19 protein-coding genes, 1 tRNA gene and 1 pseudogene are annotated in these 19,546 nt (G+C 71.5%); 7 read left to right on the top strand and 14 right to left on the bottom strand.

The genetic code is table 11. The features are described from left to right. Positions 1 to 89 precede the first annotated feature (89 nt). The 4 genes from OG494_RS39850 to OG494_RS39835 are packed head-to-tail and all read right to left on the bottom strand — an operon-like array spanning position 90 to position 2,529. Complete coding sequence (locus OG494_RS39850) at positions 90 to 1,244, bottom strand: hypothetical protein (RefSeq protein ID WP_328447674.1); 1,155 nt, start codon at positions 1,242 to 1,244, stop codon at positions 90 to 92. Between the two features lie 37 nt (positions 1,245 to 1,281). After that, positions 1,282 to 1,908, bottom strand: coding sequence for a hypothetical protein (locus OG494_RS39845; RefSeq protein ID WP_328447672.1), 627 nt, complete (start codon positions 1,906 to 1,908; stop codon positions 1,282 to 1,284). Further along, complete coding sequence (locus OG494_RS39840) at positions 1,908 to 2,363, bottom strand: RidA family protein (RefSeq protein ID WP_328447670.1); 456 nt, start codon at positions 2,361 to 2,363, stop codon at positions 1,908 to 1,910. Before OG494_RS39840 ends, OG494_RS39845 begins: the two co-directional genes overlap by 1 nt. Before the next feature lie 4 nt (positions 2,364 to 2,367). Next, complete coding sequence (locus OG494_RS39835; protein ID WP_020642049.1) at positions 2,368 to 2,529, bottom strand: DUF4177 domain-containing protein; 162 nt, start codon at positions 2,527 to 2,529, stop codon at positions 2,368 to 2,370. Between the two features lie 153 nt (positions 2,530 to 2,682). Here OG494_RS39835 and OG494_RS39830 point away from each other — a divergent pair, with 153 nt between their 5' ends. From OG494_RS39830 to OG494_RS39820, 3 genes are read left to right on the top strand one after another with little or no spacing between them, the layout of a single operon-like run. Continuing rightward, positions 2,683 to 2,931, top strand: a complete 249-nt coding sequence (locus tag OG494_RS39830; RefSeq protein ID WP_328447668.1) for a hypothetical protein — start codon at positions 2,683 to 2,685, stop codon at positions 2,929 to 2,931. A 21-nt stretch (positions 2,932 to 2,952) separates the two neighbouring features. Next, a complete protein-coding gene (locus OG494_RS39825) occupies positions 2,953 to 3,960 on the top strand; it encodes an ArsA-related P-loop ATPase (protein WP_326945000.1) in 1,008 nt (335 codons plus the stop codon). Continuing rightward, on the top strand, positions 3,957 to 5,081 hold the full coding sequence (locus OG494_RS39820) for an ArsA family ATPase (protein WP_328447667.1): 1,125 nt from the start codon (positions 3,957 to 3,959) through the stop codon (positions 5,079 to 5,081). Before OG494_RS39825 ends, OG494_RS39820 begins: the two co-directional genes overlap by 4 nt. 93 nt (positions 5,082 to 5,174) lie before the next feature. On the opposite strand, the gene OG494_RS39815 is transcribed toward OG494_RS39820, so the two are convergent. After that, positions 5,175 to 5,471: a WhiB family transcriptional regulator gene (locus tag OG494_RS39815; protein ID WP_328447665.1), complete on the bottom strand. Its 297-nt coding sequence runs from the start codon at positions 5,469 to 5,471 to the stop codon at positions 5,175 to 5,177. 343 nt (positions 5,472 to 5,814) lie between these two features. Between OG494_RS39815 and OG494_RS39810 the strand changes: the two genes are divergently transcribed. After that, entirely contained in the window at positions 5,815 to 7,983 is a 2,169-nt protein-coding gene (locus OG494_RS39810; protein ID WP_328447663.1) for a transglycosylase domain-containing protein, read from the top strand. Positions 7,984 to 8,138: 155 nt separating this feature from the next. Here the strand turns inward: OG494_RS39810 and OG494_RS39805 are convergent, their stop codons facing one another. Further along, the gene (locus OG494_RS39805; protein ID WP_328447661.1) at positions 8,139 to 8,609 is read right to left on the bottom strand and encodes a hypothetical protein; all 471 of its coding nucleotides are present in this window, start codon (positions 8,607 to 8,609) and stop codon (positions 8,139 to 8,141) included. A 4-nt stretch (positions 8,610 to 8,613) separates the two neighbouring features. After that, entirely contained in the window at positions 8,614 to 10,410 is a 1,797-nt protein-coding gene (locus tag OG494_RS39800) for a serine/threonine-protein kinase (protein WP_328447659.1), read from the bottom strand. Positions 10,411 to 10,530: 120 nt separating this feature from the next. On the opposite strand from OG494_RS39800, the gene OG494_RS39795 reads away from it, so the two are divergent. Together OG494_RS39795 and OG494_RS39790 are read left to right on the top strand one after the other, a co-directional pair. Next, complete coding sequence (locus OG494_RS39795; protein ID WP_328447657.1) at positions 10,531 to 11,511, top strand: metallophosphoesterase; 981 nt, start codon at positions 10,531 to 10,533, stop codon at positions 11,509 to 11,511. A 29-nt stretch (positions 11,512 to 11,540) separates the two neighbouring features. Then, positions 11,541 to 11,614: transfer RNA gene (locus OG494_RS39790), tRNA-Pro, on the top strand. Positions 11,615 to 11,665: 51 nt separating this feature from the next. Here the strand turns inward: OG494_RS39790 and OG494_RS39785 are convergent. After that, entirely contained in the window at positions 11,666 to 12,439 is a 774-nt protein-coding gene (locus OG494_RS39785; protein WP_328447655.1) for a methyltransferase domain-containing protein, read from the bottom strand. Between the two features lie 39 nt (positions 12,440 to 12,478). Here OG494_RS39785 and OG494_RS39780 point away from each other — a divergent pair, with 39 nt between their 5' ends. Then, on the top strand, positions 12,479 to 14,329 hold the full coding sequence (locus tag OG494_RS39780) for a prolyl oligopeptidase family serine peptidase (protein WP_328447654.1): 1,851 nt from the start codon (positions 12,479 to 12,481) through the stop codon (positions 14,327 to 14,329). Positions 14,330 to 14,396: 67 nt separating this feature from the next. Here OG494_RS39780 and OG494_RS39775 read toward each other — a convergent pair. The 6 genes and pseudogenes from OG494_RS39775 to OG494_RS39750 form a co-directional block, all read right to left on the bottom strand. Beyond that, positions 14,397 to 14,585, bottom strand: a pseudogene (locus OG494_RS39775) (tautomerase family protein); the annotation flags it as partial. A gap of 39 nt (positions 14,586 to 14,624) precedes the next feature. Further along, positions 14,625 to 15,650: a GNAT family N-acetyltransferase gene (locus OG494_RS39770; RefSeq protein WP_328447652.1), complete on the bottom strand. Its 1,026-nt coding sequence runs from the start codon at positions 15,648 to 15,650 to the stop codon at positions 14,625 to 14,627. Next, positions 15,644 to 16,687 (bottom strand): GNAT family N-acetyltransferase, encoded by a 1,044-nt coding sequence (locus OG494_RS39765; RefSeq protein WP_328447650.1) that lies wholly within the window; start codon positions 16,685 to 16,687, stop codon positions 15,644 to 15,646. The genes OG494_RS39770 and OG494_RS39765 overlap by 7 nt, the downstream gene beginning before the upstream one ends. Then, the gene (locus OG494_RS39760) at positions 16,684 to 17,712 is read right to left on the bottom strand and encodes a hypothetical protein (protein WP_328459166.1); all 1,029 of its coding nucleotides are present in this window, start codon (positions 17,710 to 17,712) and stop codon (positions 16,684 to 16,686) included. Before OG494_RS39760 ends, OG494_RS39765 begins: the two co-directional genes overlap by 4 nt. A gap of 26 nt (positions 17,713 to 17,738) precedes the next feature. After that, complete coding sequence (locus tag OG494_RS39755) at positions 17,739 to 18,779, bottom strand: GNAT family N-acetyltransferase (RefSeq protein WP_328447648.1); 1,041 nt, start codon at positions 18,777 to 18,779, stop codon at positions 17,739 to 17,741. Beyond that, positions 18,776 to 19,501 carry a hypothetical protein gene (locus tag OG494_RS39750; protein ID WP_328447646.1) on the bottom strand — a complete coding sequence of 242 codons (726 nt, stop codon included), beginning with the start codon at positions 19,499 to 19,501 and terminating at the stop codon, positions 18,776 to 18,778. The genes OG494_RS39755 and OG494_RS39750 overlap by 4 nt, the downstream gene beginning before the upstream one ends. Positions 19,502 to 19,546 lie beyond the last annotated feature (45 nt).

Genomic DNA, 19,546 nt, shown 5'->3' with positions numbered 1-19,546 from the left:
CCCCGCCGTCCCACCCTATGGTTGTGGTTTCCCAAACACTGGAAGAAACGCATCTTTCATAGCGAAAGTGCGGCTTTGTCCCGCAAACCTCAGGGGGCGGTCCAGCCTCGCTGGTCACCGCCGGAGCGGGACGCGCCGTTGAGCCGCATCTTCGCCGCCTCGGCCCGCTCGCGCTCGGCCAGCTCGGCGTGCAGCTCACGCAGCAGCGCCCGGTCTCGCTCGCTCAGGCTCGGGTCGTCCAGGTCCAGCGCCGGCAGCTCGACGACCTCGTGCATCGACGGCTTGCCCGCGGCGATCTCGCGGCCCTTCTCCGGATCTTCGGCCAGCGCCTGCCGCAGCTGCGCGACCTCGGCCGGGGTCAGGTCGGCCGTGCGCTCCGCGCGCGTCTCGGCCCGTTCCGACGACCGCGCCTTGCGGGGCGGCTCGGGAGCCGGTGGTGGTGGCGGCGGCGACACGATCGGCACCACCGGGGCGACCGGCTCCGGCGCCGTGGTCATCGGGGCGTTCGACCGCATGCTGTGCCGGCTGCTGCCCGACTCCGCGACCGATTCCGCCGACACCGCGGGCGCCGGCTTCGCGACCGGCTCGGGCCGGTACGAGGACGTGGTCGACGTCGCGCTCCCGGTCACCCAGGCCGGCGACGCGGCCGCCGAAGCGGCTTGGTGGTACTCGGAGTGCGCGACGCCCGGACCGCTGACCTCGACGACCGAGTGGATGCCGGCCCGGCGCAACGCCGTGTCGACGCGGAAGGCGACGGCGGGCGGGTTGCCCTCCGGGCCCAGCTCGACCAGCACGACGCGCTGCGGCAGCGCGCCCGGCACGCTCCCGGCCGGGGTGTTGCGCCACACCGCGTGCACCGACCGGACGTCCGGCAGCACCTGCAGCGTCCGGTCGAGGGCCTCGGCGATGCCGAACTCCGGGGAGTTCTCACCGGTGAACCGGTGCGTGCTGACCGGCTCGGCCTCGTCGACCAGCAGGTCGTTCGCCAGCGTGGCGTCCGACCGGCTCATCTCGAGGACCAGCGCCAGCTCACGCTGCTCGGCGGAGCTGACCGGGATCCGGCCCGCGATGAGCGTGCCGGTGGTCAGCTCGACCGCTTCGTCGATGTGCGCGCGAGCGATCAGCTCGCGCGCTTCGGTGAGCGCGCTGTCGTCGATCCGGCCCGCCAAGGCCAGCAACAGGTTGTGCAGGCGCAGGGGCACCGAGAACCCGTCCATGGGCGGGCCGTCGTGGACCTCCACCATTGCCTTGCTCCCTCCCGGCTCGCTGGCGGAGCGAGCGTTAAGCGGCTACGAGCCGGGTGCCCGCCACCGCGCCTACGCAGACCAGCTCTGAATCGGCCAGCGCGGCCCGGTGGTAGCCCGGTAGGTCGAAACGCGGCGGAATGACCTCGACGCTGGGCTCTTCGTCACCCAGGACCCGCAGCACCCGCTGCAGTTCGCCGGTCAACCTCGGCAGCCCCGACAGCGCGGTGATCAGCAGGACACGCTTGGCCGTCCCTTGCCCGACGACACCGACGTGCCGCCAGCTCTGCCGCACTTCCCCCACGTCCGGGCGTCCCCGCAACGTTGCGTGGATCAACACGGACACGGAGTCGACCGAGTTAACCCATTCGGGCGCACTCGACGTGAATGTGTACCTGTTCTCGGTGACGTCGTCTACCCCCAGGGTCGAACTCACCTGGTGCCAGTCGGCGCCGTGCGGGATGAGCCCGGCCACGAGCAGGCGGTACTCCGTCTGGTCGAGGTCAATCCTGTGCTTAAGCAAAGACCTCGGGAGGGTCCGGGCGAGAGTGCCCATCGCGCCCTCGCCGAGCCAGTCCCGGAAGCGCCACAGCAGCTGGTCGGGCAGCCGCCCGGCCAGCCGGAGCAGCAGCTCGTGGGTGGACTGCTCGATGTCCGGGTCCATCACTGCACCTCCACGATCAGTTCGACCTCCACCGGCGAGCCGATGGGCAGCTCCGCGACGCCGACGGCCGAGCGGGCGTGGACACCCGCGTCGCCGAAGACCTCGCCGAGAAGCTCGGACGCGCCGTTGACGACCGCGGGCTGACCGGTGAAGCCCTCCGCGGAAGCCACGAAGCCGACAACCTTGACGATCCGCGTGACGTTGTCAATGCCGACCAGAGCGTGCACGGCCGCGAGCGCGTTGAGCGCCGAGGTGCGGGCGTGGCCCTTGGCTTCCTCGGGGCTGATCTCCGCGCCGACCTTGCCGGTCGCGGCGAGCACGCCGTCGACGAAGGGCAGCTGGCCGGACGTGTAGACGTGGTTTCCGCTCCGCACGGCGGGCACGTACGCGGCCAGCGGTGCGGCCACGCCGGGCAGCTCGACGCCGAGCTCCTTCAGCCGTTCGCTCCAGCTCACCGGCTCAGCCCTTCGGACGCTTGAGGTACGCGACGTGCTGCTCGCCCGTCGGGTTCGGCAGGACGGTGACCAGCTCCCAGCCGTCCTCGCCCCACTGGTCGAGGATCTGCTTCGTGGCGTGGATCAGCAGAGGGACCGTCGAGTACTCCCACTTGGTGGCGCTCATAGCCCGGGAGCGTAGCCAAGCGGGCAAGGGCGCCGGGGGCCGCCGCCGGAAAAGCGCCCCGGAAAGGGTTAACGTCCGGGTGACCCCGTCCGAGTGAACGATCACTCGTTGTGGGTCACCTCACATCGGGGCGCGGACCGCTAGCGTGGGCACGTGGAAACGTGGCGGGTGATCGCGACGGCTTTGCTGGCCGCGGCCGGACTGCCGCTCGTGCTGGTCGTGATGGCGAAGGTGCGCGACCGGACGCGGAGTTCGGGGCAGGTCGCGCTCGGCGGCGTGGTCACCTTCACCCTCTTGGTCGTCCTCGGTGTGCTGATGCTCACGGTGCTGCCCGGGCTCGCCACCTGGCTGCTGGTGGCCGCCGTCGCGGCTGCGGTCAGCGTCATGCTGCTGGCCAGCTGAACACCGGTTTAGGGTGAAGAAGTGACCACTTCCCATGCCGGCTGGACCGACGAGCTTGCCCGCGCCCGGCTGCACTTCGTCACCGGCAAGGGCGGCACCGGCAAGACGACGCTCGCCGCCGCGCTCGGCCTCGCGCTCGCCCGCGAAGGCCGCCGGGTGCTGCTGATCGAGGTCGAGGGCCGGCAGGGCATCGCGCAGCTCTTCGACACCGAGCCGCTGCCCTACGCCGAGCAGCGCATCGCGTCCGTCCCCGGTGGCGGCGAGCTGCGCGCGCTGCACATCGACGTCGAGGCCGCGCTGCTCGAGTACTTCGAGATGTTCTACAACCTGGGCTTCGCCGGCCGGACGCTGCGGCGGATGGGCGCGATCGAGTTCGCGACCACGCTCGCGCCGGGCCTGCGGGACGTCCTGCTCACCGGGAAGATCAAGGAGTGCGTCGGGCGCACCGAGTCCGACGGGCGGCACACCTACGACGCCGTCGTCGTCGACTCGCCGCCGACCGGCCGGGTCGTCAAGTTCCTCGACGTCACCAAGGCCCTCACCGACCTCGCCAAGACCGGCCCGATCCGCGGCCAGGCCGACGGCGTCGTCCGGCTGCTGCACTCCGGCGAGACCGTGATCCACATCGCCACGCTGCTCGAGGAGATGCCGGTCCGCGAGACCGTCGAGGCCGTCGCCGAGCTGGACGGCGCCGACCTGCGCCCCGGCGCGGTGCTGGTCAACCGGGTCCGCCCGCCGCGGCTGCCGGCCCGCTCGGTGCTGGCCGCGGCCGACGGGCGCGTCGACGCCTCCCGCGTCCGCACCGGGCTCGCGTCGGCCGGGCTGAAGCTGCCCGACACCACGCTGGACGCGCTGGTCGAGGAGACCGTCGAACACGCCGTGCGGGTCGCCGCCGAACAACGGGCCCGCGAGCAGCTCGCCGAAGCCGACCTGCCGACGCTCGAGCTGCCGGACCTCACCGGCGGCGTCGACGTCGGGGCGCTCTACGAGCTGGCCGAGGCTCTGACCGACCAGGGGGTGCGGTTGTGACCACGACCATCGACATCGACGCGCTGCTCGACGACGAGAAGAGCCGCGTGATCGTCTGCTGCGGGTCCGGCGGTGTCGGGAAGACGACCACCGCCGCGGCGCTGGCGTTGCGCGCGGCCGAACGCGGCCGCCAGACCGTCGTGCTCACCATCGACCCCGCGCGGCGCCTGGCGCAGGCGCTCGGCCTGCGTGAGCTGGGCAACCACCCGAGGCAGGTGCAGGTCGAGGGTTTCGAGCCCAAGGGCGAGCTGTGGGCGATGATGCTCGACATGCGCCGCACCTTCGACGACATGGTGCGCGTGCACGCCGGTCCGGAACGCGCCGAGCAGCTGCTGCAGAACCCCTTCTACCAGACCATTTCCACGTCGTTCTCCGGCACGCAGGAGTACATGGCGATGGAGAAGCTGGGGCAGCTCGCGGCCACCGGCGACTGGGACCTGATCATCGTCGACACCCCGCCGAGCCGCTCCGCGCTGGACTTCCTCGACGCGCCGACCCGGCTGTCGTCCGCATTGGACGGCCGGATGATCCGGCTGCTCACCGGCCCGGCGAAGGCCGGCGGCTGGGGCCTGCGCAAGGTCGTCAACGCCGGGTTCTCGATGTTCGCCAAGGCCGTGTCGACGATCATCGGCGGCCAGCTGCTGACCGACGCGTCGGCGTTCATGCAGGCCTTCGACAGCATGTTCGGCGGCTTCCGCGAGCGCGCCCGCAAGACGGCCGAGCTGCTGCGCTCGTCCGGGACATCGTTCCTGGTCGTGGCCGCGCCGGAGCCGGACGCGCTGCGTGAGGCGTCCTACTTCGTCGAGCGGCTCTCGGCCGAGTCGATGCCGCTGGGCGGGCTGATCGCGAACCGGACGCACCCGGTGCTCGCGAAGCTGTCCGGCTCCGAAGCGCTGGCCGCGGCCGAGTCCCTGCAGGAGGGCGACGCCAACGCGCCGCTGGCCGAAGCCGTGCTGCGGCTGCACGCCGACCGCGTCGACCTCGCCGCCCGCGAGGAACGGCTGCTCGCGCGATTCACCCGGGCCCACCCCGAGGTGGCGCTGGCCCGGGTACCCGCGCTGGCCGGCGACGTGCACGACCTGAAGGGCCTGCGCGACATCGGCACCAAGCTCGCCGGCTGACCCCCGGCTTTGCGACGCAAAGCGTCACTTTCATAGGGAAAGATGCGTCGCCGAGGGGCCTACGCGAACTTTCCCCATGAAAGTGACGAGCGGTCAGCCGACTTCGACCCGCTCCAGGGCGTCCCTCTTGGCCGCCTCGAGCAGGTCCGCCCAGCTCTCCACGTCGGGACGGCGGCGCAGCAACGCCCGCCGTTCCCGTTCGGTCATGCCACCCCAGACACCGAAGTTGATCCGGCCGTCGAGTGCTTCGGCGAGGCATTCCGTGCGGACCGGGCAGCCCATGCAAACGGCTTTCGCCCGGTTCTGCTCCGCACCCCGGACGAACAGGCCGTCCGGGTCCGCGTCCCGGCAGGACGCGTTGATTCGCCAGCTCGACTGGTTGGTTTCCATACCCCCAGCTCCCTACCCTGGTGATCGACGCACCAGCGGGGAAAGGCACTGCGCTCCTTGCCCCCGCGAGCGTGTCTCCCTCAGCTCACGTCGGTTGCCGGACACCTCCCCGGTGCCGGTGCCTCCGTTCGGACCAGGCGAGCTCCCACTCGCGTTGATCCATCCGTCGGCTTTTCTTCGTGAGACGTTGACGGACTGTAGGGGCCCTCGGTTCCCCCCGCCAAGACCTAGAATGCCTTCCGTTACCAGATGTCACCGAAGGGGGTCGCTTTTGTCACTGAATTCACATCTTCGGGGACACGGCGTCACCGGCGCCTGACCCGCCCCGCGTAGGCTGGCCCTCGTGCGAAAAGCAGATGGTTTGTTCAAGCTCATCGGCCTCTGTCTGCTCGCGGGGGTGCTCGTCGCCGGCATGCTCTTCCCGGTCGTGGGGGCCGCAGGTGTGATGTCCAACCAGGCGAGCGAGACCGTCGAGAAGACGTCGTCCGACCTCGCGGACATCCCGCCGCCCCTGGTCACGACGGTCACCGACAGCGCCGGAACGCCGATCGCGACGATGTACGACCAGTACCGGCTGCCGATCAACGAGACCCAGATCAACGAGGCCATGAAGTGGGCCCTGGTCTCGGTCGAGGACAAGCGGTTCTACGACCACCACGGCGTCGACTGGCAGGGCACGCTGCGCGCGGCCGTCAGCAACAGCACCGGCGCGGACACGCAGGGTGCGTCGACGCTCACACAGCAGTACGTCAAGAACTACCTGATCAACGTCGTGTACCGGACCGACCCGATCGGGCAGAAGAAGGCCCAGGAGCAGTCGATCGCCCGCAAGCTGAAGGAAGCGCGGATCGCGATCCAGCTCGAGACGAAGCTGACCAAGCAGCAGATCCTCGCCGGGTACCTGAACATCGTCGAGTTCTCCCGGCAGATCTACGGGATCGGCGCCGCCGCGCACGCGTACTTCAACACCACGCCGGAAAAGCTGACCGTGCCGCAGGCCGCGCTGCTGGCCGGCCTGGTGAACAACCCGATCAACAACGACCCGTGGAAGCACGCGGACAAGGCGACCGCGCGCCGCAACGTCGTCCTCGACCGGATGGTCGAGAACAAGAAGCTGGCCAAGGCCGACGCCGACCGCTTCAAGGGCGAACCGCTGGGTGTCGTGGCGGACTTCCCGGCCAAGCCGCCGGCCAACTGCATCGGCGCCGGCCCCGAGGCCGGGTTCTTCTGCCAGTACGTCGAGGACTACCTGATCAAGTCGGGGATGAGCAAGGACCAGCTCTACACCGGCGGCTACACGATCAAGACGACGCTGGACCAGCGCGCCAACCACGAGGCGAAGGTCTCGGCGGAGACGCAGGTCAAGAAGACCCAGCAGTACGTGGCGAACACGTTGTCGCTGATCAGACCGGGCAAGAACCGGCACGAGGTGGTCGCGCTCGCGGCCAACCGCGACTACGGGCAGGACCCGGATCAGGGTCAGACGACGTACGCACTGCCGGCGGGTGTCTACAACACCGGTGGCGCCGGGTCGACGTACAAGATCTTCACCACGGCCGCGGCGATGGAGAAGGGCGTGGCGGGGATCTACTCGCCGGTCGACGTGCCGGACTCCTACACCTCGCACGTGTTCCTAGGTGGCGCGAAGACCTGTCCGAAGGCCGGCAATTCGAACTGGTACTGCGTCGGCAACGCGGGCGACTACAGCCGCATCGCGCAGGGCGCCACGGTCCAGACCGCGCTCGCGACGTCACCGAACACCGCGTTCGTCGAGCTGGAAGACCGGCTCGGCAGCACGGCCCCCGGCATCGACATGGCCAAGCGGCTCGGGATGCGCGACACCATGGCGAGCAACATCGGCGGCGGCACGGTCGACCCGAAGGCGGACAAGGCGGAGAAGAGCCAGAGCCAGGCCGAGTACTACGGTCCTCGGCCAGGCTGGGCGGGCTTCGGCGCGTTCACGCTGGGCTTCTCGCCGCTGAGCGGGCTGGAGTTGGGCAACGTCGCGGCGACGATCCTCTCCGGCGGCGTCTGGTGCCCGCCGACGCCGATCGCCGGTGTGACCGACCGCAACGGCCAGCCGATCCCGATCAAGGAAGCCGGCTGCGAGCAGGCGGTACCCGAGGGCCTGGCGAACACCCTGGCGGTCGGCATGAGCAAGGACGACCAGCCGGGCGGCACGTCGGCGGCCGCGGCCGCCGCGGTCGGCTGGGACCGCCCCATCATCGGCAAGACAGGCACGACCCAGGGCAACGTCTCGGCGACGTTCGTGGGCGGCACCCCGCAGCTCGCGGGCGCGGCCATGACGTTCAAGTTCGGCGGCGGCGGCTCGGGTGGCCTCTGCGACGCCGGCCCGGGCAACGTCCGGGTGTGCGGCAGCGGAAACATGTTCGGTGGCAAGGCCCCGGCCCGCACGTGGTTCGGCGCGATGAAGAACATCATGGACGCCAGCCAGCCGCACATGGACCTGCCGCAGCCCGACCCGCAGTACATGGGCGGACCGGGCCGCTAGCTGTCACGACGTCGAAGGGGGGCCCGCGGGCCCCCCTTCGACGTACCTGCGGTCAGAACCAGCCGGCGAGGATCTGCTGGCCGTTGTGGTAGCCGGCGGCACCGTCGTCCGAAATGCCGACGAAACCGTTGCCCCACCGGCGCATCCCGACCGGTTCACCGGTCGGCAGAATCAGGAAACACGTAGTGGGTGTCCGAACCACGTTCGAATATCCGCCATTGCTCGACACGCAGCCCTGCGGAAGCCGGCATGACCTCGATCACGACAGACTCGCTGAGCGCCAACGTCACCGTTCCGGCCGGGCCCAGTACAGCCGAATCAACGAAACTTGCCGTCTGCTGGAAGCGGGCGGTGAGTTTCTTCGCATTACGATCGAACATCATCGCATACTGGTCGAACGCCGCCATCCGATCGGCCTCCGGGTCGACCGGATAGTTCATATCGACCGTGCCGACGAGAATCCGATCACCCTGCCGAACACGGAACGGGCACTGTGCGTGCAACCGCCACACGACGCCGTCGCGCAGAAATCCGACCTCTGCCATATTCAGGGTCCGGCTGAAATCCGTGACCCTTGCACGCACCAACGACGCAAGGCCGGCAGTCAATTCTTCTGGTGTCGACATCAACTCAGCTCTTCGGCATCTCCGACAGGACCTCCGTGTTCCACCACTGGTAGAGCATGTCCAGCTGGTTGGTGTCGGTGACCTTCGTGGACAGCAGCACTCCAGCGATCAAGCTCTTCTTCTCCGTCCACACGAGCTGCGCCGGGTCGCCGAGGAAGCACGTCAGGTATTCGCCCGGGATCGGGTTCGGGACCTCCGCGCGGTAATACGTGCCCCAGATCTTCGGGTACGTCTCCGGGCGGCACGCGCCTCGTGCGTCGTTGCGGGTGAGGCCTTGGGTTTTGACGATGTTCTGGAAGTAGGCGTCCATCGCGGCCGCGTCGGCGAACCGGTAGAACTTCGCTCCGGTCGGCTGGGGGAACACCACGTTGCCGATCCGGACGTCGCCGACGTTCGAATCCGTGCACTCGACCGCAGCCGCTGTGCCTGCCGGCGCGGCCGCGTCGACGCACGTGTATTGCTTGTAGACAGCCGGAAGGGCGTTGTACAGCGCCATGTCGTGTTCCTGCTTCGGTGGCGAAGATTCCGAAGTGGACGGTTGCGGCGACGTCTCCGAGGGCGGCGGCGACGAGGACGAACCCGGCGGCACCGTGACCGGCGGGGTCGGCGACGGGCTGCCCGTCTGGGTCGTCTTGTCCTTGCTCACGAAGTACGTGACCAGCAACGCCACCACGACGATCCCGGCGAGCGCGCTGCACAACGCGATCCACCGGCCCCGCTGGGACTTCGACGGCCGGGGCTGCGACGACGCGGTGAGCGGGGCCGGCCCGGTCGTCGGCCGCGGGCCGGTCGGCGGGCCGGCGTACTGCCCCGTCGGCGGGCCCGGGTACGGCCCGGTCGGCGGGCCCGCGTAAGCGGGAACCGGCATCGGCCGTGGCGGGGTCATCGGCGCGGACATGCCGTGCTGCGCCTGCAGCGTCGGCATCGGCCGCGCCGGGGTCACCGGACCGGGCAGGGTCTTCTGCCACGTCGGGATCGGTGCCGCGGCCGGCGCCGCCAGGGCGTTCCGGACGGCGGCCGCGAACGCCGCCGCCGTCGGGTAGCGGTCGGCCGGGTTCTTCGCCATCCCGCGCGCCACCACGGCGTCCAGCGCGACCGGCACGCCCGGGCGCTCCTGCGAAAGCACCGGCGGCGGCGCGGTCAGGTGCGCGCCCATCTGCGCGGCCGCGCCGTCCGCCTGGAACGGACGGTGCCCGGTGAGGCATTCGAAGAACACGCACGCGAGCGCGTAGACGTCGACGAGGCCGGTGATCGGGGCGTCGCCGAAGCGTTCCGGCGCCATGTAGTCGAGCGTGCCGATCACGTTGCCGGTGCCGGTGAGCGACGTGGCCTCGCCGCTCATCGAGCGCGCGATGCCGAAGTCCACGAGGTACACGAAGTCGCCGCTCGTGACGAGCACGTTCGACGGCTTGACGTCGCGGTGCACCAGGCCGTCCACGTGGGCCGCGTCGAGCGCGCCCGCCACCTGCTCGACGATGCCGGCGGCGCGATCCGGCGTCAGCGGCCCGTCCTCGAGCAGCTCCTTCAGGTCCTTGCCCTCGACCAGCCGCATGTCGAGGTACAGCTGCCCGTCGATCTCGCCGTACGCGTGGATCGGGATCACGTGCGGCTCGCGCAGCCGCGCCACGATCTGCGACTCGCGGCGGAACCGCGCGCGGAACGCCTCGTCCGCCACGTACGGGTCGGACAACAGCTTCAGCGCCACGACGCGGTCGTGCGCCGTGTCGTAGGCGCGGTGGACCTCGCCCATGCCGCCTCGGCCCAGCAGGCCTTCGATCCGGTACGGCCCGAACTGCTCCATCGCTCTCCCCAAGCCCCCCGGCTCGACACCCGTGTGACAGGGCCGACGCAAATGCTAAGCGGCAGGTTCCCCGGAACGGGGGCGAAGTCATCCAACCGTTGAGCACGTATCCTGGACCCCGTGAGCACGCTCAGTAACAAAACCACGTCCGGGGCGAAAGCGGCACGCCTCGCCGCGGGGACGGTGGCGCTCGGCGCCGCGACCCTCGGTTACGCCGTCGGCATCGAACGGCGCCACTGGACCCTGCGCACCGCCGAGCTCCCGGTACTGGCGCCCGGGTCGCGGCCGTTCACCATCCTGCACGTCTCGGACCTGCACATGCTGCCGAGCCACCGCAGCAAGCAGCGCTGGGTCGCCGCGTTGAACGAGCTGAACCCGGACCTGGTCGTCAACACGGGTGACAACCTGTCGCACCACCAGGCCGTGCCTTCGGTGCTGCGCGCGCTCGGCCCGCTGCTCGACCGGCCCGGCGTGTTCGTCTTCGGGAGCAACGACTACTACGCGCCGAAACCCAAGAACCCGGCCCGCTACCTGATGCCGAAGGGCAAGAAGAAGCGCATCCACGGCGTCCAGCTGCCGTGGCGCGACCTGCGCGCGGCGTTCGTCGAGCACGGCTGGACCGACCTGACGCACGTGCGCCGGACGATCGACGTCGGCGGGCAGCGGGTGTTCGCCGCGGGCGTCGACGACCCGCACCTGCGCCGCGACCGCTACGCCGACATCTCCGGCCCGGCCGACAGCGGCGCGGCCGTCCGCCTCGGCGTGACGCACTCGCCGGAGCCGCGGGTGCTCGACACGTTCGCCACGGACGGTTACGACCTCGTGCTGGCCGGCCACACCCACGGCGGCCAGCTGCGCCTCCCGGGTTACGGCGCGCTCGTCACCAACTGTGACCTGGATCGCAGTCGCGCCCGCGGTGCCTCGCGCTGGGGCGCGCACATGTGGCTGCACGTCTCGGCCGGCCTGGGGACGTCGCCGTGGGCGCCGGCGAGGTTCGCCTGCCCGCCGGAAGCGAGCCTGTTGACGCTGGTCCCGCGCGGCTCGGAGGCTTCAGAACCGCGTAAGGCAGCCCGCCGGAAAGCCCGTGACAACGTCCGCTAGACTTCTCCACGACCCGTTAAGCAGTACCTCGGGGTGTGGCGCAGCTTGGTAGCGTGCCTCGTTCGGGTCGAGGAGGTCGTGGGTTCGAATCCCGCCACCCCGACGAGTAAGAGCCGGTGTCTTCGGACACCGGCTCTTCTGGTTTCCGGGCTTCTCACACTCTCGTCGCGGTCAGTTCCACCCAGCACTGGCTGAAGTCGCCGTCACCGCTTCTGAGCCACGTCCAGGCCGAGCGGGCCGCGCTCGCCAGCTGGTCGCGGTCGCGGCCGTAGTCCGGGTCGGCGATCGCCGCGTCCAACCGGGATTCGACGTACTTCGCCAGGTCCCGGTACGTCATGTCCTCGCGGTAGCGGGGGCGCGCGACGATCTCGGCGAACCCCGCCGCCGCGCAGTGGTCGGCGATCTTGCGGCCGGCGAACGGGTCGCCGCCCGCCCGGCGGCGCAGCAGGTAGTGGCCGCGCAGGGCCGCGTCGACGTTCGCCGTCTTCGGGCGCAGCCGCGCCTTGCTCCAGTCCGAAGTGGACAGCGCGAGCCGGCCACCCGGCTTCAGGACCCGGCGCAGCTCCCGCAGCGCGTCCAGCGGCGCGGCCAGGTGCTCGAACAGGGCGTGCGAGAACGCGACGTCCACGCTGCCGTCGTCGAACGGCAACGCGTACGCCGACGCCACCACGAAGTCCACTGTGGACCGGCCGGAACGGCGCGCGACGTCGCGGGCCATCGCGACCTGACCGGCGTCGACGTCGACACCGGTGACGCGCGACTCCGCGCCCAGCCCCAGCGTGATCGAGCCCGGGCCGCAGCCGAGGTCGACCACCCACATCCCCGGCCCGAACAGCGGCTGGGCGAACGTCGCGCGTTCGGCAGCCGTGCGCGCGGACATCATCGAAACCGCGTCTCGCCCGTAGCCCGGCGCGTAACCCTCCAGCACCCCGCACACAGTACGGCCAGAAGGTGGCAGGATCGAGGGGTGAGCACGCAGTCAGCCAACCAATATCCGCCCGCGGTGGTCCCGGACCGGCTGTTCGACGAGGCCGAGACCGAAGCCCGCTGGCGCGCCCGCTTCCACGCGCCGCGCATTTCCGTGCCCGACTGGGCCCGCGACGCCCCCGATCGATGCGTCTACGTCTCCAACTCCAGCGGTGTCTGGGAGGTCTACGCCTGGAACCGGGCGACCGACGAGCACCGACGCGTCACCGATCGGCCCAACGGCACCATGCACGCCACGCCCTCGCCGGACGGCGAGTGGATCTGGTGGTTCGACGACACCGACGGCGACGAGTTCGGCTCGTGGGTGCGCGAGCCGTTCGCCGCGACCGAGGGCAGCAAGCCCGAGAAGGCGGTGCCGGACGTCCACGACGGCTACCCGGCCGGCCTCGAGATCGGCGCCGGCCTCGTCGCGGTCGGCGTCTCGACCGACGACGGCAGCGAGCTGTTCGCCCGGATCGACGGCGAGACGCACCGCTTCTACAGCCACGCGGACGACGCCGGCATCGCGTCGCTCTCCCGCGACGAGAGCCTGATCGCCATCTCGCACTCCGAACACGGCGACTCGCGTCACCCCGCGCTGCGCGTCCTCGCGACCGGCGGGTTCGCCACCGTCGCCGACAAGTGGGACGGCGAGGGCAAGGGCCTGTCCGCCCTCGAGTTCTCCCCGCTGCCCGGCGACCAGCGCCTGCTGGTGCTGCACGAACGGCGGGGCCGCGAGGAGCTGCTGGTCTGGGACGTCCGGGAGGACACCGAGACGGAGATCGAGCTGGACCTGCCCGGCGAGGTCGTCGCCGGCTGGTACCCGGACGGGCGCGCCCTGCTGGTCGTGCACTTCCACGAAGGTCGCAGCTCGTTGTACCGCTACGACCTCGACACCGCCGAACTGTCCTCAGTGGACACTCCGGCGGGCCGGATCGGCGGCGCCGGCGTCCGTCCTGACGGGACGGTCGAGTACTCCTGGTCGAGCGCGGCCGAGCCGGCCGCCGTCCGGGCCCGCACCGCCGACGGCGCCGACTCGGTGCTGCTGGCACCCCCGGGCGACCGGGCGCCGGGGTCGGAGCCGGTGACCGACGCGTTCGTCGAAGGCGTCGGCGGCCGGATCCACGCGCTGGTCTCGCGCCCGTCCGGAGCGCCCGAAGGCCCGCTGCCGACGGTGTTCTCGCTGCACGGCGGCCCGCACGCGGCCGACGAGGACCGCTTCTCGGCGTACCGCGCGACCTGGCTCGACGCCGGGTTCGCCGTGGTCGAGGTCAACTACCGCGGTTCGACCGGCTACGGCTCGGCCTGGCGGGACGCCATCGAGGGCCGGCCGGGGCTGACCGAGCTGGAAGACGTCGCCTCGGTGCACGACTGGGCCGTCCAAAGTGGACTCAGTGACCCGAAGAAGTGCGTGGTGAACGGCGCTTCGTGGGGTGGTTACCTCTCCCTGCTGGCGATCGGCACGCAGCCGACGCGGTGGGCGGCGGCCGTCGCCGGGGTGCCGGTGGCGGACTACGTCGCCGCGTACGAGGACGAGATGGAGCAGCTGCGCTCGTTCGACCGCGCCCTCTTCGGCGGTTCGCCCGAGGACGTGCCCGCGGTGTACGCGGAGTGCTCGCCGATCACCTACGTCGACGCCGTCACGGCGCCGGTGCTGGTGCTGGCCGGCGACAACGACCCGCGCTGCCCGATCCGGCAGATCGAGAACTACCTCGACCGGCTCGGCGGCCGCGAGCTGCACCACGAGTTCTACCGGTACGACGCCGGCCACGGCTCGCTGGTGATCGCCGAGACGATCAAGCAGACGGCCATCGAGGTCAACTTCGCCCAGCGGGCCCTCGGCCTGCGCTGACCCAGCGAAAAGCCGTGAATGGCCCATTGAGGGACTCAGAGTCCCTTGATGGGCCATTCACGGCTTTTCAGCGTTCGGAGTGCAGGACGCCGCCGGTGGCCCAGTGGTCCGCGCCGACCTCGACGAGCGTCACCTGGACGCCTTCCGGCTTGCCGCCGCAGGTGCGGACGAACGCGTCGGTCAGCTCCCGGACCAGGGCGCTCTTCTGCGCGGGCGTGCGGCCGGGGAACATCGAGACACTGATCATCGGCATGGCGGGGCTCTCCTGAGGCGCGGCGGGTGAGACGCCGCGAAGCTAGCAAACCGGGACGGCCGCCGCGTACTGCGGGACGAGCCGCGCGCCGAGCGTCGCCTTCATCTCGGTCATCTTCTTGCCGAACACCACCGACGACCGCCCGTGCGCGATCGCCCAGCTCACCGCCTCGCCGTAGAAGTGGAAGTAGAGGTTGGGCCGGCCGCCGGCCTCGGGCCCGAGCGCGCCCCAGTGCCGCGCGATCGGGAGCTCCGGGTGGTCGAGCAGGGTGGCCACGGCGAGCAGCCGTCCGGTCGCGGTGTCGCGGTACTCGATCACCGTGACGTCGGGCTGGCGCAGCAGCTCGGTCAGGTAGCCGGTGAAGTGCGGCAGCGGCACGATCGGCACGTCGTGGTGCTTGCGTTCGTTGTGCCGCAACACTTCCGCGATGGCGACCGGGTCGGCTTCCTTGCCCGGCACGCACCGCACCTCGACGCTCGGGTCGGCGTCGAACGTGCGGAAGATCTTGCGCAGGTTCTGCTTGCGCTTGCGGGCCAGCGAGTGCATCCAGTCGTCGCGGGAGCCGAACGCGCTGACGTCGAGCACCGCGATGTCCTCGGTCCGCCGCACCAGCCGGAACCGGCCGCCGACGGCGTCCAGCCCGGTCTCGCCGACCTGCCGGAGCAGCATCCCGCGGAACCCGCGGCCGAGTTCCGCGCGGATCGCCGGGACGTACGCCTCGAGCAGCCGCGTCACGCCCCCGTCGTCGCCGGCGTCCGCGAACCACCAGCCGGGCTGCGAACTCGCGCCGGGCCCGCGGACGTCGAGGCCACCGAGCAGGCCGCGACGCGCGGTCGCGGAGGCGAACCGGTAACGGCGGGTCCGGCCGGTGACCCACGCGGCGCAGACGACGCCACGGGGTTCGTCGCCGTCGCGCAGCACGGTGATCGGCTGCGGGGTCCGCGCGGCCCACGCCTGGGTCTTGAGCACCTCCCAGCTCCAGTCGGCCCGGAGCCCGGCGCGCTCGCGCAACGCCGTCCAATACGCGGGTTCCGCGTCGTGACGCGGGTCGAGCACGTCGGTCACCATCGGATCACCGGCCTCGGCACGACGGCCCCGGCCATCGGGGCCGGGGAGAACCCCAGCGACGTCTTGAGGTCGGTGACCCCGCGGCCCAGGGACAGGAACTTCCGGCGGTGCTCGATCATGTGCCCGACCCCGCGCGCGACGACGTCGAAGTAGAGGTGCTTCGGCCGGCCTTCCGCGGGCGGCAGGGCGGCCCAGTGCTGGTGCAGCGGCATCACCGGGTGGTCGAGCAGGTCGGTGAAGGCGAGCAGCCGGCCGTCGGCGTCGTGGTAGGTCGTCGTGACGACGTCCGGGCGCCGGATCAGCTCGTCCAGGTACTCGCCGGTGACCGGGCCGCGCTGGTCGAACTTCACCGGGCCCTTGGCCGCGCGGTGCGCGTGCAGCATCGCGGCCAGTTCGGCGCCGTCGAGGTCGTCGCGGGCGGTGCCGGCGCGGACGGTCAGGCCGGGGTCGGCGGCGATCTTGCGGATCTGGCCGCGCAGGCTCGACCGGCGGTTGCGGCTCAGCGTCGCGAGCCAGCCGTCGAGGTCGGTGAACGTGTTCTCCAGCACGAGCGTCGGCTGGATCTCACGCACGAGCCGGCCCCGCCCGGACACCAGACCGGTGGCGTCCGGCGCGACCGCGCGGTAGACCACGCCGAGGCAGCCCGGCCCGGCGACGCGGCAGACCGCCCGCTCGAACCGGCGCAGGATCTCGCGCTGCCCGGCCGGGTCGACGTCTTCGGCGAACAGCCACGCCGGATAGCTGCTCAGCCAGGCGTGCTGGACCTCCAGCCAGCGCGGCCCCCACCTCGCGGCGCCGCCGACCGGGCCCGGATGGGTCGCGGAACCGGGGCGGCACAGCATGGCGAGCACCGCGGCGACGATCGCGGCGCCGTCGGTGACCACGGTCAGGAGGTACGGGCTGCGCGAGTGCCGCGACTCCGTGCACAGCAGGCTGTAGTCCCAGGTCAACGGCGCCTGCTGGGCGTGCAGGAAGGCGGCCCAGCCGGCGGGCTCGGGATCGGTGCGCGGGTCGAGCACCCGCACGGTGAAGGTCATCGGCCCAGCACCGGGCGGGGCACGGCGACCGACCACAACGAGCGCGTGCCGAAGCCGAGCGCGGTCTTTTCGGCGAGCATCGCCCGGCCCGCGGTCAGCTCCGGCCGTCCTTCGGCGATCATGTGCGCCACGCAGCGGGCGTAACAGTCGACATAGAGCCCCTTCCGGCCCCCGGCGGCGCTCGGCTGCGCGGCCCAGTGGTGCACCGCGCAGCCCGCGGGGTGGTCGATCATCGTGTTGAAGCCGAGCAGGCGACCGGCGTCGTCGCGGTAGGTCCGGGTCAGGACGTCCTGGCGGCGGACGAGCGCGTCGAGGTACCCGGGCGAGATCGGGCTTCGGGTGTCCATGTGCAGCCCGCCGATCCGCGACCGCTGGCCACCCGCCCACGCGCGTTCGTCCTGCCGGGCGCGGTGGGCGTTGAGCAGCACGGCGAGTTCGTGCGGGTCGACGTCGGTGCGGCCGAACGCCGCTTCGGTGCCGACGTCCGGGCGGAGGTGCTGCCGGATTCCTGGAGCCAGCCCGCGCTCCCATTCGTCCACTGTGGAATAGGTGTTGCGCAGCACGGCGGCCGGGTCGATCTCGCGGGCCACCCGGCCGCGGCCCGCCAGCGCCGGCACCAGGTCCGGGTTCATCGCCCGGTAGATCACGCCGAGCAGCCCGGGTCCGACGTGGTCGCGCAACGCGCGTTCGAACTGCCGGACGGCGGCATGCTCGTCGACGCCGTAGTCGAAGACGATCGCGGGATAACCGCTCAGCAGCGGGAGGTAGACCTCGGCCCAGCGCGGCCGCAGCCGGCCACCCGACAGCGGGCCGAACTCCCGGGCGCGCCAACCCCGGCACACCATCACCGACAGCGCGCCGACGACCCGGTCGCCCTCGCGGACAACGGCGAGCACCGGTGGGTTCTTCGCCAACCACGCCTCGCGGCGCAGCAGTTCGTAGTCCCACACCGGCGGCAGGCACCGGGCGCGGAACGCCGCCCAGCCGTCCGGAACCGGGTCGATCCGCGGGTCGACGACGTCCACTTGCGACACTCTGGTCACCGTCGCGGTCATCGGCCCAGCACCGGCCTCGGCACCGCCGCGGTGAAGAGCGCCCGCGGCCGGAACCCCAATTCCTGCTTCAGTTCGACCATGCCCCGGCCCGCCGAAAGTTCTTTCGCCCCGCGTCGCGCCATGAATCGGACAGCGCGGACATACGCGTCGAAATATAACCCCGCGCCCCGGCCGCGTTCGTCCAGCGGCAACGCCGCCCAGTGCTGCAGGCTGGGGCTGTCCGGGTGGTCGAGCATGGTGTTCACGGCCAGCAGCCGGCCGTCGGCGTCGCGGTAGGTCAGCGTGTGGACGTCCGGGCGCCGGACGTAGCGGTGCAGGAAGCCGGCCGACGGCATCGTGCGCGTGTCCAGCGGGAGCTTCCCGTACCGCTCGCGGTGCACCTTGATCAGCGAAGCGACCTCGGCGCCGTCGACGTCGTCCCGGCCGGGGCCGCCGCGCACCACCAGCGCCGGGTCCTCGGCGATCCGCCGGCCGCGGCGGCGCAGGCTCGACCGGCGGGCGGACGGGAGCGTCGCGAGCCAGTCGTCTTCGGTGGTGAAGCGGTTTTCCAGCACTGTCGTCGGGTCGGTCCGCTTGACCAGCCGGGCCCGGCCGCCGACACCGGCGGCGAACTCCTCGCCGATCGCGCGGTAGACCACGCCCAGCAGCCCGGGGCCCAGGTGCCGGCGCAGCTGCCGTTCGAAGGCGCGCACCAGCGGCTGCCGGTCGGCGGCCGGGAGGTCCGGCGCGAACACGATGCCCGGGAAGCCACTCAGCCACGGCTGGTAGACCTCGGCCCAGCACGGGCGCGGCGACCGACGTCCCGGCGCCGGCGCGAACCGCGAGGACCACGGCAGGCGACAGACCAGAACGGACATTCCCGCGACGATCTCGTCCCCCTCGACGGCGACGGCCACCAGCTGCGGGTTGCGCGCGCCCCAGGCTTCGAGACCCATCAAGCCGTAGTCCCACACCGGGTGCAGCCGCGCGGTCCGGGAGAACTCCGCCCAGCCCGCGGGAGCCGGGTCCGTGCGGGGATCGTGGAACGCGAACTTCATGCGACGACGACCGGGGTGCCGTGCCGCGGGCACGACTCGATCCGGCCGAGCACCCCGCCGGCCGGGATGACGTCCACGAACCGCGGGGACTTCTGGCGCAGCAAGGTGAACGCGAGCCCGCCGGCCGTCGGCCGGGCGTAGACGTGCGGCCAGTCGAGGTGCCACCGGCCGCAGCCGCCCAGCGCGCCGAGGTACCCGAGCGCCGGGTCGTGCAGCACGCCGTACGGGCCGGCGTCCAGCGAGTCGAGTTCACGGTGCGGCACGGCTTCGACACGGTGCGCGCTCTCTTCGGGCAGCGCGGCCGTGAACGTGGTGATCGCCTTGTCGTCGCCGATCGCGAGCACGCGGTGACCGCGCGCCAGCACGGCCGTCAGCTCGCGGAGCACGGACGCGCTCGGCGCGTCGGGATCGGCGACGCAGCCGCGCACGTCCTTCGGCAGGTCGGACGGGGGACGGAGATCGTCTTGTCCCAAAAGGACGATCAAGCTCCCGGGCGCGGGCCGGCGAGCCGTCCGCAGCACCCGGCCGAGACCCCGCGCGGGGTCGGTCCGCTGCGCGCCCCCGGCCAGCGGGACCAGGTCCACGAGCTTGTGCACGGCTTCCGGCAGCGGCGCCGCACCGCCGTTCGTCCCGGTGCGACCCGGTACCAGCACTGGATCTTCGCGGCCGTCGAGCGCCCAGCGCTCGCGGTAGAACGGCACCGTGGCGAACGCCGAGCGCACCGCCCGCACATGGGCAGCACGCCACCCGACACCTGCCCCCAGACT

Source organism: Amycolatopsis sp. NBC_00438, from assembly GCF_036026695.1.
GTDB lineage: Bacteria > Actinomycetota > Actinomycetes > Mycobacteriales > Pseudonocardiaceae > Amycolatopsis.
Note: the sequence above shows the minus strand (reverse complement) of the source record. Positions and strands in the feature narration are given on the sequence as shown.